Annotated in this window: 15 protein-coding genes; 13 read left to right on the top strand and 2 right to left on the bottom strand. The window is 55.3% G+C overall.

The features are described from left to right. The first annotated feature begins 45 nt into the window (after nt 1–45). The 6 genes from GC087_RS15465 (at nt 46) to kdsB (ending at nt 7,334) form a co-directional block, all read left to right on the top strand. The gene (locus GC087_RS15465; protein WP_324028673.1) at nt 46–2,301 is read left to right on the top strand and encodes a DNA internalization-related competence protein ComEC/Rec2; all 2,256 of its coding nucleotides are present in this window, start codon (nt 46–48) and stop codon (nt 2,299–2,301) included. A 34-nt stretch (nt 2,302–2,335) separates the two neighbouring features. Then, nucleotides 2,336–4,084: a lipid A ABC transporter ATP-binding protein/permease MsbA gene (msbA, locus tag GC087_RS15460; RefSeq protein WP_033737638.1), complete on the top strand. Its 1,749-nt coding sequence runs from the start codon at nt 2,336–2,338 to the stop codon at nt 4,082–4,084. After that, nucleotides 4,081–5,082, top strand: a complete 1,002-nt coding sequence (gene lpxK, locus GC087_RS15455; RefSeq protein ID WP_324028672.1) for a tetraacyldisaccharide 4'-kinase — start codon at nt 4,081–4,083, stop codon at nt 5,080–5,082. The genes msbA and lpxK overlap by 4 nt, the downstream gene beginning before the upstream one ends. Before the next feature lie 21 nt (nt 5,083–5,103). Further along, nucleotides 5,104–6,321 (top strand): winged helix-turn-helix domain-containing protein, encoded by a 1,218-nt coding sequence (locus GC087_RS15450; RefSeq protein WP_324028671.1) that lies wholly within the window; start codon nt 5,104–5,106, stop codon nt 6,319–6,321. Between the two features lie 84 nt (nt 6,322–6,405). Beyond that, complete coding sequence (locus GC087_RS15445; RefSeq protein ID WP_006118631.1) at nt 6,406–6,588, top strand: Trm112 family protein; 183 nt, start codon at nt 6,406–6,408, stop codon at nt 6,586–6,588. Continuing rightward, a complete protein-coding gene (gene kdsB / locus GC087_RS15440; RefSeq protein WP_039341301.1) occupies nt 6,585–7,334 on the top strand; it encodes a 3-deoxy-manno-octulosonate cytidylyltransferase in 750 nt (249 codons plus the stop codon). Before GC087_RS15445 ends, kdsB begins: the two co-directional genes overlap by 4 nt. A gap of 100 nt (nt 7,335–7,434) precedes the next feature. Here kdsB and elyC read toward each other — a convergent pair whose 3' ends face one another. Continuing rightward, nucleotides 7,435–8,208, bottom strand: coding sequence for an envelope biogenesis factor ElyC (gene elyC / locus GC087_RS15435; RefSeq protein WP_324028670.1), 774 nt, complete (start codon nt 8,206–8,208; stop codon nt 7,435–7,437). A gap of 125 nt (nt 8,209–8,333) precedes the next feature. Here elyC and cmoM point away from each other — a divergent pair, with 125 nt between their 5' ends. The 7 genes from cmoM (at nt 8,334) to GC087_RS15400 (ending at nt 19,001) form a co-directional block, all read left to right on the top strand. Further along, nucleotides 8,334–9,125 carry a tRNA uridine 5-oxyacetic acid(34) methyltransferase CmoM gene (cmoM, locus tag GC087_RS15430; protein ID WP_110267717.1) on the top strand — a complete coding sequence of 264 codons (792 nt, stop codon included), beginning with the start codon at nt 8,334–8,336 and terminating at the stop codon, nt 9,123–9,125. Then, the gene (mukF, locus tag GC087_RS15425; protein WP_033737632.1) at nt 9,122–10,444 is read left to right on the top strand and encodes a chromosome partition protein MukF; all 1,323 of its coding nucleotides are present in this window, start codon (nt 9,122–9,124) and stop codon (nt 10,442–10,444) included. The genes cmoM and mukF overlap by 4 nt, the downstream gene beginning before the upstream one ends. Next, nucleotides 10,425–11,150: a chromosome partition protein MukE gene (mukE, locus tag GC087_RS15420; protein WP_006118636.1), complete on the top strand. Its 726-nt coding sequence runs from the start codon at nt 10,425–10,427 to the stop codon at nt 11,148–11,150. The genes mukF and mukE overlap by 20 nt, the downstream gene beginning before the upstream one ends. Further along, entirely contained in the window at nt 11,147–15,613 is a 4,467-nt protein-coding gene (gene mukB, locus GC087_RS15415; RefSeq protein ID WP_324028669.1) for a chromosome partition protein MukB, read from the top strand. Before mukE ends, mukB begins: the two co-directional genes overlap by 4 nt. 169 nt (nt 15,614–15,782) lie before the next feature. Continuing rightward, on the top strand, nt 15,783–17,597 hold the full coding sequence (gene ldtD, locus GC087_RS15410; protein ID WP_324028668.1) for a L,D-transpeptidase LdtD: 1,815 nt from the start codon (nt 15,783–15,785) through the stop codon (nt 17,595–17,597). Nucleotides 17,598–17,783: 186 nt separating this feature from the next. Next, nucleotides 17,784–18,335: a peptidoglycan L,D-endopeptidase MepK gene (locus GC087_RS15405; protein ID WP_033737630.1), complete on the top strand. Its 552-nt coding sequence runs from the start codon at nt 17,784–17,786 to the stop codon at nt 18,333–18,335. Nucleotides 18,336–18,371: 36 nt separating this feature from the next. Then, nucleotides 18,372–19,001 (top strand): MBL fold metallo-hydrolase, encoded by a 630-nt coding sequence (locus GC087_RS15400; protein ID WP_058701021.1) that lies wholly within the window; start codon nt 18,372–18,374, stop codon nt 18,999–19,001. 41 nt (nt 19,002–19,042) lie between these two features. On the opposite strand, the gene GC087_RS15395 is transcribed toward GC087_RS15400, so the two are convergent. Beyond that, on the bottom strand, nt 19,043–20,233 hold the full coding sequence (locus GC087_RS15395; RefSeq protein ID WP_033737628.1) for an amino acid aminotransferase: 1,191 nt from the start codon (nt 20,231–20,233) through the stop codon (nt 19,043–19,045).

Below are 20,233 nucleotides of genomic sequence, written 5' to 3'. Positions count from 1 at the left end.
AAGTCTGAAGGACATACTTACGCCAGTTCATCAGCGGGATACGGTATGTTGACATGGATTGGACTGGCGAGACTGGCCTCGCTGACCGCGTTACCCTTACTGATCGTGCCTCAGCTCCCTTCGCGAACGTTTATTGTCGTGATGCTGCTGTGTGGCACTTGTCTGGTAGGGATGTCCGTACGTTATGTCAGCATCGCAGGCTATACGCTTTTGCTGGCCGCCTGGGGGCTGGTTAATGCGCAATCCCTGGTCAACGACACGGAATGGATGAGTACCCGACCCGCCTGGTTTGTCGTGCAAATTGAAGAGGTAAAACAAGACGCGTCACGTATTCGGGTCAGAATGTTGAAAGCGGGAAACCGGATTTTCTTTCCTCCCCGTTTTGCCTGGCTGTCACTGCAGGATAACGCTACAGCCTATTGTCCGGGGCAGCGCTGGCAAATGCGGCTCAGGTTACGCGCTGTTCATGCCAGACTCAATGAGGGAGAATTCGACGCACAACGCTTTGCCATGGCGAATCATACCCCGGTGCAGGGGCGCATTATCAAGCAACATCCTGTGCAGTCTGAATGCAGCTGGCGTTGGCAGCATATTCGTGGCCACAGGCAACATTACGAACATTTACCCGCTTCGGCTACGCTGGAGGCACTGGCTTTTGGCATTCGCGACAATCTGAGTGAGGCAACCCGTCAGCTGTTACGTGATACCGGAACGGCGCATCTTATGGCCATTTCAGGTATGCACATTGGCCTGGCCGCGGGCACCGGATGGCTACTGGCGCGGGGCAGCCAGTTTTTGTTACCGGCACGCTGCATTAGCTATCTGTATCCGCTCATTGTCAGTTGGCTCTGTGCCGCACTCTATACGTGGCTTTCAGGGGCCCAGGCGCCAGCGCAGCGGGCATTACTGGCACTGACGCTATGGGCAATAACACGTATAACAGGTATACAGCTCAGCCCCTGGCAAATCTGGACGCTCTGCGTAGGGTTGTTGCTGGCACTGGATCCGCTTACCGTCCTCTCGGACAGCTTCTGGCTGTCGGTGCTGGCGGTGGGGATGTTGCTGACCTGGTATCGCTGGTTTCCTCTGGCCGAGCGCTTTCGTGACAGGCGGCGCTGGTTTTTACTGCAACTCCTTCATCTGCAACTGGGTATGATGATCCTGATGGTGCCGCTTCAGGCCGCATTATTTAATGGCATCAGCCTGACCGCGCTGTTCGCTAATCTGTTTGCGATTCCTGTCGTGTCGTTTATTACGGTGCCATTGATACTCATCACCCTGTTGCTACCTTTCCCGGCATTATCAGTGTGGGGGTGGCAGGCGGCCGATCTGTCCCTGCGGTTTCTGTTCTCCGGCCTTGCCCTGCTACCGGCAGGCTGGTGGCCGCTGCAAGGCGCACCTTTCCTGATAATAGTCATATGGGGAGGGCTACTCCTGTGGCGTTCCGGCGTACTGTTCTCCATGCCGTTCAGTTGTAGCGCTGTCGCACTGGCAATCCTGTTTTCCCGCCATGCTAAGCCGGAAGCGCTATGGCGCATTGATATGCTGGACGTGGGGCATGGATTGAGCGTCGTCATCAGCCAGGGCGATGAAGCGGTGCTCTACGATACCGGTCCACGCTGGAAATACAGCGATGCAGGGAGCCGCGTTATTCTGCCCTGGCTTGAACGTAAAGGACTCAGACTGCGGGAGGTTATTCTCAGCCACCGGCATCTTGACCATACCGGCGGGCTGTCGGCTATTCTGCAACATGTCCCTACTGTACGGTTGCGCAGCGGACTTACAGAAAGCGGGCATTTACCCTGTGTACGCGGTACCACATGGCGCTGGAAACGGCTACATTTCCGGGTGCTCTGGCCAGCAACGTCTCCCAACCAGGGGAAAAACAACGATTCATGCGTGGTGAGTGTGGATGATGGAAGCGTCCGTTTGTTACTCACGGGCGATCTGGAAACCGAGGCGGAGCGGCAGTTAGTGCGGCTGGAAAAGCAGCAGTTAAAGGCGGATATTCTGCAGGTACCTCATCATGGCAGCCGGACATCCTCATCGCGCTTACTGCTGCGCAGCATCGCCGGCCATACCGCCATCACCTCTGTAGCACGCTATAATGCGTGGCGAATGCCCGCGAAGTCCGTGCTGCGAAATTACCGTGAACACGCTTATGACTGGCGTGATACCGGTCAGTCCGGACAAATTAGTATCAAAATAGAGGCAAACACCGTGCAGGTTTTTTCCTTCAGAGAACAATTAGTGCCCCGTTGGTATCATCAGTGGTTTGGCGTCAAACGCGAATCTAGGTAGAATGACCGGCTATTTCCAACAACGTGAATAAATAATGCATCAAGATAAAGATCTCTCAACGTGGCAGACATTCCGTCGACTCTGGCCGATGATCGCACCCAACAAAGCTGGCTTAATTGTGGCGGCTACTGCCCTGATTATTAATGCCGCAGGCGATACGTTAATGCTCTCCCTGTTGAAGCCTTTGCTGGATGACGGCTTTGGTAAAGCGGACAGATCCGTGATGCTGTGGATGCCGTTGGCAGTCATCGGCTTGATGCTGGTTCGTGGCGTAAGCAGCTATATCTCCAGCTACTGCATCTCATGGGTGTCAGGCAATGTGGTGATGAATATGCGCCGTCGTCTGTTCAGCCATATGATGGGCATGCCGGTTGCGTTCTTCGATCAGCAATCCACGGGTACGTTACTCTCTCGCATCACCTATGATTCGGAACAGGTCGCCTCGTCGTCATCGGGGGCGCTGGTCACCGTGGTGCGTGAAGGCGCTTCGATAATTGGCCTGTTTATCATGATGTTTTATTACAGCTGGCAGCTGTCGTTGATTCTGATTGTTCTGGCTCCAATCGTATCCTTCGCGATTCGTACCGTATCAAAGCGCTTCCGCAACATCAGCAAATCGATGCAAAACACCATGGGACAGGTGACGACCAGTGCCGAGCAGATGCTGAAAGGGCACAAAGAAGTGCTGATTTTTGGTGGCCAGGACATTGAATCCGAGCGTTTTGCCAAGGTCAGTAACCGCATGCGTCAGCAGGGGATGAAGCTGGTTTCAGCCTCTTCAATCTCCGATCCGGTTATTCAGCTCATTGCTTCTCTGGCTCTGGCATTCGTTCTGTACGCCGCCAGTTTCCCCAGCGTGATGGATACGCTGACTGCGGGGACCATTACGGTGGTCTTCTCATCTATGATCGCTCTGATGCGTCCGCTGAAATCGCTGACAAATGTGAATGCGCAGTTTCAGCGTGGTATGGCGGCCTGTCAGACGCTGTTCTCCATTCTCGACAGTGAGCAGGAGAACGACACCGGTACGCGTGAAATCACGCGCGCAAAAGGTGATGTCGAATTCCGTGGGGTGACCTTCACCTATCCCGGCCGTGAAACACCTGCGTTGAAAAACATTAACCTGATGCTGCCTGCCGGAAAAACCGTTGCCTTAGTCGGGCGCTCCGGCTCAGGTAAATCGACTATCGCCAGTTTGCTGACGCGTTTTTATGATATTCAGCAGGGCGAGATTTTACTGGATGGCCATGACCTGCGTGAATACACCTTAGCGTCGTTGCGTAATCAGGTCGCACTTGTGTCGCAAAATGTGCATCTGTTCAACGATACCGTTGCCAATAACATTGCCTATGCGCGCAGTGAACAGTATAGCCGCGAGGAAATCGAAAAGGCGGCGACGATGGCACACGCGATGGACTTTATTAATAAAATGGACAAGGGGCTGGATACCGTCATCGGGGAAAATGGTGTGCTGCTATCAGGCGGTCAACGCCAGCGTATCGCCATCGCCCGCGCTCTGCTGCGTGACTGTCCTATCCTGATTCTCGATGAAGCCACCTCTGCGCTGGACACCGAGTCCGAGCGTGCTATCCAGTCTGCCCTGGATGAGCTGCAGAAAAACCGCACCTCACTGGTGATTGCGCATCGCCTTTCTACTATTGAAAAAGCGGATGAAATTGTGGTGGTGGAAGAGGGCAATATCATCGAACGCGGTACGCACGCCGACCTGCTGGCGGAAAAAGGTGCTTATGCCCAACTCCATAAAATGCAGTTCGGCCAATGATTGAGCGCATCTGGAGTGGCCGATCGCCATTATGGTTAGTCCTGTGGCCACTCAGTGTGCTTTATGGCGCCATTACGGCGCTGATCCGCCTCAGTTTCCGGCGTGGCTGGCGTAAAAGCTGGCGTGCGCCCTTGCCTGTTGTCGTGGTGGGGAATCTGACCGCGGGCGGGAATGGTAAAACACCCGTGGTCATCTGGCTGGTTGACGCCCTGCAGCAGCGAGGATTACGGGTAGGTGTGATTTCCCGCGGCTACGGGGGGAAAGCAGACCGCTATCCGCTGCGTGTCACTGCGGAAACCGCCACCGATCAGGCGGGTGACGAGCCGGTGCTGATTGCACAGCGCACAGCTGCACCCGTTGCAGTGGCACCGCGACGCCGTGAGGCGATTGAAGCCCTTCTGCAACATCATTCACTGGATCTCATCGTGACTGATGATGGCCTGCAACATTATGCGCTCCAGCGCGATCGGGAAATTGTGGTGGTGGATGGCGTGCGACGTTTCGGCAACGGCTGGTGGTTACCTGCCGGACCCATGCGGGAACGGGCATCCCGCATTAAGACGGTAGACGCGGTGATCGTTAACGGTGGTGAAGCGCAGCAGGGCGAAATTGCCATGCAACTGCAGGCGGGGATGGCAACCCATCTGCTCAGCGGTGAACAACGACCGCTCAACACGTTGCACGATGTCGTCGCCATGGCCGGCATTGGTCATCCGCCGCGCTTTTTTCATACCTTAAAACAGCACGGTCTGACGCCCGTTGCGGAGATCGCCTTTGCCGATCATCATGCTTACAGCGAAGAGGAACTGTCGCGTCTGGTCACGCCCGGCCAAACGCTGTTGATGACGGAGAAAGATGCCGTTAAATGCCGCGCATTCGCGCAATCCTCATGGTGGTATCTTCCCGTCGATGCCCATCTGCAGGCTGAGGCAGCGAAGCTACTGTTAGACGATATACAACGCCTGTGTGGCACGTATTCATCACGGGAGCCGCACTAATTCCCACTGAGAAGGAAGAGAATGGGCACGCATTCACTTTCACGACAGCAGGCACGTAATATTCAGCTCGCGGCGCAGGGGTTATTGCGTCCGGTGAAACGTCGGGCACGTTTTCAGGATATTTCAGCCTGCATTAGCCGCATGTCGCTGTTGCAAATCGACACCATCAATGTGGTGGCCCGCAGTCCGTATCTTGTCTTATTCAGTCGCTTAGGCGACTACCCGCCCGTCTGGCTGGACGAGTCGCTGGCGCAGGGGGAGATTTTCGAATACTGGGCGCATGAAGCCTGTTTTATTCCCCGCGCAGATTACCGGTTACTGCGGCACCGCATGCTGTCGCCGGAGCGCCTGGGCTGGAAATACAGTGCAGACTGGGCAACGGAACATCAGCAGGAAATCGCTGATCTACTTACCTATATACGCGACAACGGGCCCGTCAGATCGGCTGATTTCGCCAGTGGTAAAAATCATAAGTCAGGATGGTGGGCATGGAAACCCCACAAGCGGCATCTCGAAAACCTGTTCAGTTCAGGGGAGCTAATGGTGTCGGCGCGCCATAATTTTCAGCGCGTCTATGATTTACGCTCACGTGTCATGCATGACTGGCAGGATGCGCTGCATGCTATCAGTGAGGATGACGCTGTCCGCCTGATGTTAGTGAACAGCGCACGCAGCCTGGGCATTTTTCGCCGTGAGTGGCTGGCAGACTATTACCGGCTAAAGCGCGCGCCCGTTAAAGACTTTGTCTTATGGGCACAGGCGGCCGGCGAAATCATGCCGGTTGAGGTCGACGGCATGGGAGAGATGTGGCTGCATCGGGACGCTCAGGCCGCATTAGCCACGCCGTTGATCGCAACACATACCACGCTGTTATCCCCTTTCGATCCGCTGGTATGGGACAGGAAACGTGCGCTTGCGTTGTTTGACTTTGACTACCGCATTGAATGTTACACGCCTGCGGCCAAACGTAAATATGGCTATTTTGTCTTACCGGTGCTGCATCGGGGCCAACTCAAAGCCCGTCTGGATGCACGGATGGTGCGCTCAACAGCCTTGCTGGAAATTAACAACATCTGGCTGGAACCTGACGTCGCGGTAACCGTTCCCTTTCTCAATGACGTGCAACGTGCTATTGAACGCTTCGCCCGTTGGCAGGGGGCCGAAACGGTCTTGCTAAAGAATGCGCCTTCGGCGTTACTGACACACTGGCCAACGCGCTGGCAGCTTAACAATTCCTGATGCAGCGCGGGTGTGATTTACCCGCTCTCATCAGCGCTGTGATATGCTTTAGTCCTTACGCTCTCGGTCCGAGATGGAGGACATATGGATCACCGTTTACTCGAAATCGTTGCCTGCCCGGTTTGTAATGGCAAATTGTACTTTAACAAAGAACAGCAAGAGCTGATCTGCAAGCCCGACGCGCTGGCTTTCCCTGTGCGTGACGGTATTCCGGTACTGCTGGAAAACGAAGCCCGTACGTTATCGGTTGAAGAGATCCATCCATGAGTTTTATTGCCATCATTCCTGCGCGTTATGCTTCCACCCGTTTACCGGGTAAACCCCTGGTTGATATTCATGGCAAGCCAATGGTGGTGCATGTGATGGAGCGCGCCCGGGAATCGGGTGCCAGCCGTGTGATTGTCGCGACCGATCATCCTGAGGTGGCCCGCGCTGTCGAGGCTGCCGGTGGCGAGGTGTGTATGACACGCGCCGACCATCATTCCGGTACGGAACGCCTTGCAGAAGTGATTGAAAAATATCAGTTCGCGGATGACCAGATCATCGTCAATGTTCAGGGCGACGAACCCATGATCCCCGCTGATATCGTCCATCAGGTGGCGACCAACCTGGCTCAGGCTGACGCCGGCATGGCGACGCTGGCGGTGCCGATTACGGATGCGGAAGAGGCGTTCAATCCCAACGCCGTCAAGGTGGTCATGGATGCCAGAGGCTACGCGTTGTATTTTTCACGCGCGACGATTCCCTGGGATCGTGAACGTTATGCGCAGTCCCGGGAACAGATCGGTGACACGCTGCTGCGCCATATCGGCATTTATGCTTATCGTGCCGGGTTTATTCGTCGCTATATCAGCTGGGAACCCTGTCCGCTTGAGCAGATCGAACTGCTGGAGCAGTTGCGCGTGCTGTGGTACGGCGAAAAGATCCACGTTGCGGTGGCAAAAACGATTCCGGGCGTTGGCGTGGATACGCCAGAGGATCTCACCCGGGTCCGCGCCGCGATGCTTCGCTGACCTGTTCCGCTTCTTGTGCGATGACCGTCTGCGTACGCGGCTGAGGCGCCGGGTTACGGTCGCACTCAGCCTGCGCCATGACGGATGTGCGCCTTTGCGTCTATCCATCAGAGGGTGGGGCGGATGAGAAGCGTTGCAATGCGCTCCCCAGCGTTTCATAGATCGCGCGTTCGCTGTGACTCATCCACAGCGGGGAAGGATAAAAACGCTCCCACCAGTTAAGTGGTGAAGTAATCGCCAGCTGATTGGCGGGCGCTGCAATCGGCTTGAGGCCTGCCTGATTGAAAAACCGCATCGCGCGCGGCATATGATTAGCTGAGGTAACCAGCAGGAAAGGGTGGTGCCCGATGAGCGTGCTGACAGCCTGCGCCTCCTGTGCGGTATCTTTTGGCTGATCCAGCAGACGAATGTGCGATGAAGGTACGCCCAGGCTTTCGGCAACCTGTGCGGCGACCCAGGCATTACTTTTGGGATTTTGCCCTGCCGCAGCACCGGTAAAGACCAGGGTAGCATCCGGATGGCGCTGCCACTGACGCACACCTTCTGTCACGCGAGGCAAACTGTTGTTCAGCAGGTTCGAGCTGGGCGCCCAGGCCGGGTTATAGGTATAGCCGCCCCCTAACACCACGATGTAATCGACTTTTTCAGTCCCATTCCACGTCGGGTAATGCGATTCGACGGGCAACAGTAAGCGATCGGCGACCGGCTGTAGGCTTATCAGTAATAACATCAGCCAACTCACTGAGATAAAGATTTTACCGCTTTTCTGCCAGCGGCTGAACCAAAGCAGCAAAATGCCGACAGCCATTAAAAGAAGCAGAAAAGGCAGGGGCAGTAACAGGTTGCCAAATGCCTTTTTCAGCATAAAAAACATGTAAAATCCCTCTTGTTGTCCGAAAAAACAGCAGCCAGAGCAGAAGAAGAGCATGAAAGCTTCATTCTTACGGCACCTGTGACAAAATAGCATACGTTTTACCGCAGCATACCGGAGTCCATGCCATGCAGGATCGTAACTTTGACGATCTCGCGGATAAATTTTCGCAAAATATTTACGGCACCACCAAAGGCCGGGTGCGTCAGGCAATCGTCTGGGATGAGCTTGAAGCCTTGCTTCCCAGCCTGACGTCCTCGTCTCCCTCACTGAACGTGCTGGATGCGGGCGGTGGCATTGGGCAAATTTCCAGTGGACTGGCCGCGCGGGGCCATCAGATTCTGCTGTGCGACCTCTCAGGTGAAATGTTGCGGCGTGCCCAGGAAAATGCGGATGCGCTGGGTGTGAGCCATAACATGCAATTCAAACAAATTAGCGCGCAGCAGGTCGGTGAACATTTGGATAAGCCGGTGGATCTGGTATTGTTTCACGCTGTGCTTGAATGGGTCGCTGAACCGGAAACCGTGCTGAAAGCCCTGTTTGATACATTGCGGCCGGGAGGCGTGCTGTCATTGATGTTTTATAACCTGCATGGGTTAACATTACGCACCCTGACGCTGGGCAATTTTGGTTACCTTCGTACCAACTTAACCAAGCGTAAGAAGCGCACGCTGTCACCGGACTTTCCGCGCGATCCTGACGATGTGTCACGCTGGTTACAGGCCTGCGGTTTCCAGATTGAACAGCGTGCCGGGATTCGGGTGTTCAGCGACTATATGAAGCCGCCTAAAGGCGAGCCAAAAAGCGACGACGAAATCATTGAGATGGAGCGGCGTTTTTGCCGTCAGGAACCTTTTTTAAGCTTAGGGCGTTACATCCACGTGACCGCGCGCAAACCCGGGCAGAAGGACGAATTATGAGTGAATTTTCCCAGACGGTACCGGAGCTGGTATCCTGGGCGCGCAAGAACGACTTCTCCCTTGCGCTGCCCGTTGAACGTCTGGCTTTTTTGCTGGCCATCGCCACGCTGAATGGCGAGCGCATGGACGGAGAAATGAGTGAAGGTGACCTGGTCGATGCGTTTCGTCATGTCAGCAAAGCGTTTGAACAAACCAGCGAAACCGTACTGGTGCGGGCCAACAACGCCATCAATGATATGGTGCGTCAGCGCCTGTTGAACCGTTTCACCAGTGAATTAACTGAAGGCAATGCAATTTATCGTCTGACGCCGCTGGCCATCGGCATCACGGATTACTATATCCGCCAGCGCGAGTTCTCCACGCTGCGGCTTTCCATGCAGCTTTCCATCGTTGCCGCTGAACTTAAGCGTGCCGCCGACGCGGCGCAGGAGAATGGCGATGAATTTCACTGGCATCGTAACGTATTCGCGCCGCTGAAATACTCCGTAGCCGAAATCTTCGACAGCATTGATATGACGCAACGCCTGATGGATGAGCAGCAGCAGGCGGTGAAAGCGGATATTGCGGAGCTACTGAATAAAGACTGGCGCGCCGCGATTTCAAGCTGTGAAATGTTACTGTCGGAAACTTCCGGTACGCTGCGTGAATTGCAGGATACGCTGGAAGCGGCTGGTGACAAACTCCAGGAAAATCTGCTGCGTATTCAGGATGCGACGCTGGACAGCCCGGATTTGGGCTTCGTCGATAAACTGGTGTTCGATCTGCAAAGTAAACTCGACCGCATCACCAGTTGGGGACAGCAGGCCATTGACCTGTGGATTGGTTATGACCGCCACGTGCATAAATTTATCCGCACCGCTATCGACATGGACAAAAACCGTGTTTTTGCCCAGCGCCTGCGCGTATCCGTACAGAACTATTTTGACTCACCCTGGGCGCTGACTTATGCCAATGCCGAACGTCTTTACGATATGCGTGACGATGAGCTGACGCTGCGTAATGACGAAGTGATGGGCGAATTACCTGCTGAACTGGAGTTCGAAGAATTTAATGAAATTCGCGAGCAGCTGGCGGCCATGATCGAAGAAGCCTTAACGATTTATAAAACGCAGCAAAAACCGCTTAACCTCGCCGCCGTCATGCGCGACTATCTGGCCCAGTACCCGCGCGCGCGTCACTTCGACCTTGCGCGCATTGTCGTGGACCAGGCGGTGCGATTAGGTGTAGCGGAAGCCGATTTAGCCGGTTTGCCTGTGGAATGGCAAGCCATTAATGATTACGGAGCCAAGGTGCAGGCACATGTCATCGACAAATATTGAACAAGTGATGCCGGTTAAGCTGGCACAGGCACTGGCAAATCCGATTTTTCCGGCGCTGGACAGCCAGTTACGTGCCGGTCGCCATATTGGCATTGAAGAGCTGGATAACCACGCTTTTCTGATGGATTACCAGCAGTATCTGGAAGAGTTTTACACGCGCTACAACGTTGAGCTGATTCGTGCTCCAGAGGGCTTTTTCTATCTGCGTCCACGCTCAACCACGCTGATTCCCCGTTCCGTGCTTTCCGAACTGGACATGATGGTCGGGAAAATCCTCTGCTATCTGTATCTCAGCCCGGAACGCCTGGCGAATGAAGGCATTTTCACGCAACAGGAACTCTATGATGAACTGCTGTCCCTGGCGGACGAAAGCAAGCTGCTGAAGCTGGTTAACCAGCGTTCAACCGGGTCGGATCTCGATCGGGCTAAGTTACAGGAAAAAATGCGTGCGTCCTTAAGCCGCCTGCGCCGTCTGGGCATGGTGTGGTTTTTTGGCAACGACAGCAGCAAGTTTCGTATTACCGAGTCTGTCTTCCGCTTTGGTGCCGATGTCCGTAGCGGTGATGATGCGCGTGAAGCGCAACTGCGCCTGATCCGCGATGGCGAAGCGATGTTGCTGGACAACACGACGGCAGCCACAGAGGCTGATGACAGTGAAGAGAATGACAGCGATGCGGGTGATATCGCGGAGGAAGAGCAGGCATGATTGAACGCGGCAAATTTCGTTCGCTAACCCTGATCAACTGGAACGGGTTTTTTGCCCGAACCTTTGATCTGGATGAACTGGTCACCACGCTGTCGGGCGGGAACGGGGCAGGTAAGTCCACCACAATGGCAGCCTTTGTCACGGCGCTGATTCCTGACTTAACCCTGCTGCATTTCCGTAACACCACCGAAGCGGGCGCAACCTCAGGCTCACGCGATAAAGGCCTGCACGGTAAACTGCGGGCAGGCGTCTGCTACGCGATGCTGGACGTAGTGAACTCACGCCATCAACGTGTGGTGGTCGGGGTCCGGTTACAGCAGGTGGCAGGACGTGACAAAAAGGTTGATATCAAGCCCTTTAGTATCCATGGCCTGCCCACGGATACGCTGCCCACAGACATGCTCACGGAAATTCTGAACAGCCGTCAGGCGCGCGTGTTACCGCTTAATGAGGTCAAAGAACGCGTCGAGGCGCTGGAAGGTGTCCAGTATCGGCAGTACAGCTCGGTAACGGACTATCACGCGATGATGTTTGATCTGGGGATTGTGCCGCGTCGTCTGCGTACCGCCAGCGACCGCAGTAAGTTTTATCGCCTGATTGAAGCCTCTCTGTACGGCGGTATCTCTAGCGCCATCACCCGTTCTCTGCGCGATTATCTGTTGCCTGAAAACAGTGGCGTGCGTAAAGCGTTCCAGGACATGGAAGCTGCGCTGCGCGAAAACCGTATGACGCTGGAAGCGATCCGCGTAACCCAGTCTGATCGCGATCTGTTTAAGCACCTGATTTCTGAAGCCACCAGCTATGTATCGGCCGACTATATGCGTCATGCCAACGAACGACGCATCCACCTGGATAGCGCACTACAGCTGCGCAATGAACTGTTCACCAGCCGCAAGCAGCTGGCGTCGGAGCAGTATCGCCACGTGGAAATGGCACGAGAGCTGGCTGAACACAGCGGGGCAGAGAACGATCTTGAAATTGATTATCAGGCGGCCAGCGATCACCTGAATCTGGTGCAGACGGCAATGCGCCAGCAGGAAAAAATTACCCGTTATGACAGTGATATCGAGGATCTGACACTTCGCCTGGAAGAACAGAGTGAAGTCGTGGCCGAAGCGCGTGAAATCCAGGAAGAAAATGAAGCCCGTGCTGAAGCGGCCGAACTGGAAGTGGATGAGCTGAAAAGTCAGCTGGCCGATTTTCAGCAGGCGCTGGACGTGCAGCAAACCCGTGCCATTCAGTATCAGCAGGCGTTACAGGCTCTGGAACGTGCGCGTTCGCTGTGTGAATTGCCTGAGCTGAACATTGACAACGCGGCGGAATGGCAGGCCAGCTTCCAGGCCAAAGAAGAAGAAGCAACCGGGCAGTTGTTGCGCCTGGAGCAGAAACTGAGTGTGGCCGAAGCGGCGCACAGTCAGTTTGAACAGGCCTTATCGCTGGTGACCAGCATTGCCGGTGAGGTCAGCCGTAAAGAGGCCTGGCAAGTCGGGCGCGATCTCCTGCGTGATGCCAGCAATCAGCGTCACCACGCCGATCAGCTTGCTTCACTGCGCCTGCGTCTGAGCGAACTTGAACAGCGCCTGCGCGAGCAGCAGGAGGCAGAACGTCTGATGGCGGAATTCTGCAAGCGTCAGGGGCAGCAATATGAGCCCGATGCGCTGGAAGGATTGCAGCGTGAACTGGAAGCCCAAATCGAGCAGCTGAACAGCAGCGTTGCCGATGCGGGCGAACAGCGTATGTTGATGCGTCAGGAGCTGGAACAGCTCCGTCAGCGCATCGCGACGTTGACCGCGCGTGCGCCGCACTGGCTGGCTGCGCAAGAAATCCTGACGCAGCTCAGCGAGCAAACCGGTCAGGCGTTGACCAGCAGCCAGGACGTTACGGAATACATGCAGCAGCTGCTGGAGCGGGAACGTGAAACCACTGTTGAACGTGATGAAGTGGCCGCAAGGAAACGTGAAATTGAGCAGCAGATTGAGCGCTTGAGCCAGCCGGGCGGTGCGGAAGATCCGCGACTGAACCAGCTGGCCGAACGCTTTGGCGGTGTGCTGCTGTCTGAGATTTATGACGATGTCACGCTCGACGATGCGCCTTACTTCTCCGCCCTGTACGGCCCGTCACGTAACGCCATTGTGGTGCCCGATCTTTCGCTGGTGCGTGAGCAACTGGATGGCCTGGAAGAGTGCCCGGAAGATCTCTATTTGATCGAGGGCGATCCGCAATCCTTTGATGACAGCGTGTTCAGCGTCGACGAGTTACAAAATGCCGTCGTGGTCAAGGTGGCCGAGCGCCAGTGGCGCTATTCCCGCTTCCCTAAAATCCCGCTTTTCGGCCGGGCGGCACGCGAAAACCAGCTGGAGTTGCTCAATAACGAACGCGATCGTCTGGCGGAACGGTATGCCACCCTGTCGTTTGACGTTCAAAAGACGCAGCGGCTTCATCAGTCATTCAGCCGTTTTATCGGTAGCCATCTGGCGGTCGCCTTTGATGACGATCCCGAAGCGCAGATTCGTCAGCTCGGCGCCCGTCGGGGTGAGCTGGAACGTGCGCTCAACCAGCATGAAAGCAACAATCAGCAGCAACGTCAGCAGTTTGACCTGGCCAAAGAGGGCGTTGCGCAGCTTAACCGCCTGTTGCCGCGCGTTAATCTGTTACTGGACGACACGCTGGCAGACCGTTGCGAAGAGATCCGTGAGCAGGTGGAAGACGCGCAGGAAGCCGCACGCTTCCTCCATCAGCATGGGGCGAAGCTGGCCAAACTTGAACCGATGCTGGCGGTGCTGCAGAGCGATCCGGAACAGCACGACCAGTTGCAGGCAGATTACCAGCATGCACAGCAGCAGCAGCAACGCGCGCGTCAGCAGGCTTTTGCGCTGACCGAGGTGGTACAGCGTCGCGCTCACTTCAGCTATGACGACTCGGCCAGTATGCTCGGTGGCAACACCGATCTGAGTGATAAGCTGCGCCAGCGTCTGGAGCAGGCGGAAGCGGAGCGCAGCCGCTGCCGTGAGCGCCTGCGCGCCCATCAGTCGCAGCTGACCCAGTATTCTCAGGTGCTGGCATCGCTGAAAAGCGCTTATGACGCCAAACGCGACATGCTGAAAGAGTTGCAGCAGGAGATGCAGGATATCGGTGTGCAGGCCGATGCCAGCGCGGAAGAACGCGCCCGTATCCGCCGTGACGAGCTGTATACCGCGCTCAGTCACAATCGTGCCCGTCGTAACCAGCTGGAGAAACAGCTCACCTTCTGCGAAGCCGAGATGGACAATCTGCAGAAGAAACTGCGCCAGCTTGAGCGCAACTATCATCAGATCCGCGAACAGGTGGTCAGTGCCAAAGCAGGCTGGTGCATGGTGCTGCGTCTGGTGAAGGACAATGGCGTGGAGCGGCGTCTGCATCGTCGGGAGCTGGCTTACCTGAGCGCGGATGAGCTGCGTTCAATGTCGGATAAGGCACTCGGTGCGCTGCGCCTGGCGGTGGCGGATAACGAACACCTGCGCGATGTGCTGCGCCTGTCGGAAGATCCCAAACGGCCAGAGCGTAAAATTCAGTTCTTTATCGCCGTGTATCAGCATCTGCGCGAACGTATCCGTCAGGACATTATCCGTACCGACGATCCGGTTGAAGCCATCGAACAGATGGAAATCGAGCTGAACCGTCTGACGGAAGAGCTGACTGCCCGCGAGCAAACGCTGGCCATCAGTTCACGCAGCGTGGCGAACATTATTCGCAAAACGATTCAGCGTGAACAGAACCGTATTCGCCAGCTGAACCAGGGGTTACAGACCGTCAGCTTTGGACAGGTACGCAGCGTGCGGCTCAACGTGAACGTGCGGGAAACACACGCGATGCTGCTCGATACCTTGTCCGAAGAGCATGAACAGCATCAGGATCTGTTTAACAGCAACCGACTGACCTTCTCGGAAGCGCTGGCAAAACTGTATCAACGCCTCAATCCACAGATCGATATGGGACAGCGCACGCCACAGACAATTGGTGAAGAACTGCTGGATTACCGTAACTACCTGGAGATGGAAGTCGAGGTGAATCGTGGCTCCGATGGCTGGCTGCGTGCAGAAAGTGGTGCGCTCTCTACCGGTGAAGCGATTGGTACCGGTATGTCGATCCTGGTCATGGTCGTGCAGAGCTGGGAAGAGGAATCACGCCGTCTGCGTGGGAAAGATATCTCACCCTGCCGCTTGCTGTTCCTGGATGAAGCCGCCCGTCTGGATGCGCGTTCAATCGCCACGCTGTTTGAACTCTGTGAGCGCCTGGAGATGCAACTGGTCATCGCTGCACCTGAGAACATCAGTCCTGAGAAGGGCACGACCTACAAACTGATGCGTAAAGTGTTTAACAACACCGAACACGTTCATGTCGTGGGATTACGGGGTTTCGCCGCCGATCCGCTGCCTGCCAAACGCGGCAGTGAAGCCGATTCGGCCAGTGAAACGACGACATAATATTCGTGCGGCAAGGATAGTCAAAAACAGCGCCATTGGTTAATCTGGTAACGGCATTTGTCGCAGGAGGCAAATGCCGTTTTTGTTTGTATACTCAGTCATATGAGTAACAGCCCGATTGCAGCTTTTTCCTCTCAGGCTGCGCGGTAGATTAATGAAGGGGGCAGGGATGTTACTGAATAAAGGCTTAACAATTCATCAGGTTAGTTCATGGCTGGTGCTGGCACTTGCCCTGAGTCCGTGCGTGCCGTCCCAGGCGGCTATCATCGCGGCCATGCCCGGTGTCCATTCGACCCAGGCCACCACCTCTGTTTCTGCCAGTCAGCAAAAAATTCGCCAGGCGTTTGCCAGTGACAGTCAGCCTTTTTACGGTGCTTCACTGGCCGCCCTGTATGCCGCGCGAAATATGCAACCGATCTGGCAGGATCATGACGCCGTGCAGAAGTTTCAGCAGCAGCTGGCTGAGGTAGCGTTATCCGGCGTCCAGCCACAATTTACCCGGTGGGTGGAGCGTCTGACCGATCCATCCATTACCGGATTCGCCCGCGATGTGACACTGTCCGATGCCATGCTGGGTTATCTGCAGTTTGTCTCATCGGTTCCCGCACAGGGGGAAACGTGGCTCTACAGTACGGTGCCCTATAAGTTGGCGGTGCCGTCGGTGTCCGTCATTAATGCCTGGCAGAACGCCGTGAATGCGGGGCGGGCAGCGGCCTTTGTGAATTCGCTGGAACCGCAACATCCGCAGTATCCCTTAATGCACAAAGCGTTAATAAACCTGCTTAACGATAAACAGCCGTGGCCGCAAATCAAAAATCGCGACACGGTAAGGCCGGGTCAGGTCAGTGATGATGTACCGGCACTGCGGGAAATCCTGCGGCGCAGCGGTATGTTAAGTGCACAGGCGACGGCACCTGCGCCGAATGACGATGCGGTTCCTACTGCGCCAGTTACGGTCAGCCACAGTGAACCTGTCGCGGTCAGCCCGTCTGCCGTTGCCGTGAACGCTATTCCGCCGCCACCGCTAGGCGCGCCGGACAACGTACAAGTGGCACCTACGGCGACAAGTGGCGTCAATGTCTATGACGATAATCTGGTCGCAGCGGTAAAACGCTTTCAACAGTGGCAGGGGCTGGACGCGGATGGAGCCATTGGTCCGCGTACACGTGAATGGCTGAATGTGTCACCTCAGCAACGTGCCGCCCTGCTGGCGCTGAACATTCAACGCCTGCGTTTGCTGCCGGATGATATGCACAACGGCATTATGGTCAACATTCCCAATTACTCGTTGAATTATTACAACAACGGCACCAGGGTGCTGACATCGCGGGTGATTGTGGGCCGGCCAGACCGTAAAACGCCACTGATGCGCAGCGCGCTCAACAACGTGGTGCTGAATCCGCCCTGGAATGTGCCTACCACGCTGGTGCGCCAGGACATCATTCCAAAAGTGAAACAGGACCCGACGTACCTGTATAAGCATGGATATACCCTGCTGTCGGGCTGGAGTGCGGATGCGGAGGTGATCGATCCCACCATGATCGACTGGAGCATGGTGTCAGCCTCGTCGTTCCCGTACCGAATTCGTCAGGCGCCGGGGCAGACCAATTCACTGGGCCGTTTCAAATTTAATATGCCCAGTTCAGATGCTATCTATTTGCACGACACGCCCAATCATAATCTGTTCCAGCGTGATATTCGCGCACTCAGCTCGGGCTGCGTGCGGGTCAACAAAGCGTCAGAACTGGCGGGCATTCTGCTGCAGGATGTAGGCTGGAATGATGCCCGTATCTCAGGGACGTTAAAACAGGGTGATACGCGCTATGTGCCTATTCGCCATCGGATACCGGTTAACCTGTATTATTTAACCGCCTGGGTCGCGGATGATGGTAAAACGCAGTTTCGTACAGATATTTACAATTATGATAATACTGCCCGTTCCGGGAGTCTGGTGCTGAGTCGCGCGCAGCAGTTGCTCCTCTAACGGTTGATTTTTAACCGTAAGTGCGCATTGCGCGTGGGAAGATGACCTGAAAAAGGCGGTGTCTCCGATGAGGCGCCGTCTTCCAAACTTGCCAGACATGGGTTGACGTGCTATCGCGAGAAAGTTATGGTTCCGCCAGTGCGTTTTTGCACGTGTCATTGGCTCTGTTCTCAGGTAAAACGCTTCATGTCTACAATTGATTCTGTCCGTCGCAAACTGTTGTTTTGCGGAAGTGCCGCTGCGGGACTGGCTTTGTTGCCGACGTCAGCGATGGCTTCACTCTCTACGTCACGACCGCGCGTCTTAACGCTGAATAACCTTCACACGGGTGAAACCCTCAAAACAGAATTCTTCAACGGTAAAAGTTACGACAAGAGCGAGTTATCGCGTCTTAACCATTTTTTCCGTGACTACCGCGCCAATAAAATCAAAAGTATCGATCCCCACCTTTTCGATCAGCTCTACCGCCTCCAGGCGCTGCTGGAAACGCGTAAGCCCGTTCAGCTGATCTCGGGCTACCGCACTCTGGCCACCAATAATATGCTGCGCGAATCTGGTCCTGGTGTCGCAAAACACAGCTACCACACCAAAGGTCAGGCGATGGATTTCCATATTGAGGGGATTAGTCTGGCGAATGTCCGGAAAGCTGCGTTAAAAATGCGGGCGGGTGGTGTAGGATATTACCCCAGCAGCAACTTTGTACATATTGATACCGGTCCGGTCAGGCACTGGTCGTAACGTCGGCAACGCTGCGGGTGCCGACCATGGAGCGTTATGAATTATCACATTATCCCCGTTACCGCCTTCGCGCAGAACTGTTCGGTTATCTGGTGCGACACCACACGTGAATCTGCGATAGTGGATCCGGGTGGTGACGCCGATACAATCAGGCAAACGCTGAAACAGCTTGATTTAACGCCTGGCCAGATCCTGCTGACGCATGGTCATCTTGATCATGTCGGGGCCGCGGCGGAACTGGCGGCCTGCTGGAACATACCACTGGTAGGCCCGCACAAACAGGATGCGTTCTGGCTTGAGGCATTGCCCACGCAGAGCCAGATGTTTGGACTTGAGTACTGCGCGCCGCTTACGCCCGATCGCTGGCTGGAAGAGGGGGACACTGTTCAGGTTGGTCAGGTTAATCTTGAGGTTCTGCACTGTCCTGGTCATACGCCAGGTCATATCGTGTTTTTTGACCGACAGGGGCGTTTACTGGTTTCCGGTGATGTGATCTTTAACGGTGGTGTAGGACGCACCGACTTTCCGCAGGGTAACCATCAGCATCTGATTGATGCCATCAAAAACAAAGTGTTGCCGCTGGGAGATGATGTGACGTTTTTGCCCGGTCACGGTCCGCTATCCACTTTAGGTCGTGAACGTCTGACGAATCCTTTTCTGCAATAAAAAATGGGCCAGTCAGGCCCATTTTTTTCATAAGGACAGGATTACAGCACGGCGACAATCGCTTCACACAGGGCAGACATATTATCGGGCGTCATCCCGGCCACGTTCACCCGGCCTGAGTTCACCGCATATACGCCAAACTCTTCACGCAGACGAATGACCTGATCTTTGGTCAGCCCGCTGAACGAGAACATACCGTTCTGCTTAATGATAAAGCTGAAATCCTGCTGCGCCCCTTTTTCCGCCAGCGTATTCACAAACAGCTGACGCATGCGCTGGATACGCTGACGCATATCGGACAACTCCTGCTGCCAGATGGTACGGAGCGCGTCATTTCCCAGGATGGTTGCCACCACTGCCGCACCGTGTGACGGTGGGTTAGAGTAGTTCGCGCGAATCGTGTACTTCACCTGACTGAAGGCGGTATCGGCCGTGGCTGCATCGCTCGCCACCAGCGTAATCGCACCCACGCGTTCATTATACAGACCAAAGTTTTTGGAATAGGAACTGGCCACAATCAGCTCCTGATGGCTGGCCGCAAACAGGCGCAGACCTGCTGCATCTTCTTCCAGCCCACGGGCAAAGCCCTGATAGGCGAAGTCAAACAGCGGCAACCAGCCATTGGCTTTGGAAAGCGCAGCCAGCTGTTGCCACTGCTCTGCTGTCGGATCGATACCGGTTGGGTTATGGCAGCAGCCGTGGAACAGCACCACATCACCGGCTTTAACCTCTTTCAGCGAGGCCAGCATGCTGTCAAAGTCCAGCGTATGGTTGACCGCATCATAATACGAGTATTCACACACCTCGAGACCCGCGGCGTTAAACACGTTTTTATGGTTCGGCCAGCTCGGGTTGCTGACCCATACGCGCTTCACCGACGTCTGCGTGGCCAGAAAATCCGCAGCGACACGCAGTGCACCTGTCCCGCCTGGCGTCTGCGCGGAACGTACGCGGCCCGCCGAAATCAGGGCGTTGCCTTTACCAAATAACAATTCCTGAGTGCAGTGTGCGAAATCCGGCAGACCGTCAATGCTCAGGTAATTTTTGCTGGTCTCGTTTTCCAGCAGATATTGCTCTGCTTTTTTAACGCTGGTGAGCACCGGGGTTTTCCCGGTTTCATCTTTATAAACGCCAATACCGAGATTAATTTTATTCGGGCGGTCATCGGCACGAAACAGATCGGCCAGGCCAAGGATAGGATCGGCAGGTGCAGCAGAGATCGATTCAAACAT

Source organism: Pantoea sp. JZ2 (genome assembly GCF_035191405.1).
GTDB lineage: Bacteria > Pseudomonadota > Gammaproteobacteria > Enterobacterales > Enterobacteriaceae > Pantoea > Pantoea stewartii.
This window is presented reverse-complemented; position numbering and strand designations above follow the sequence as displayed.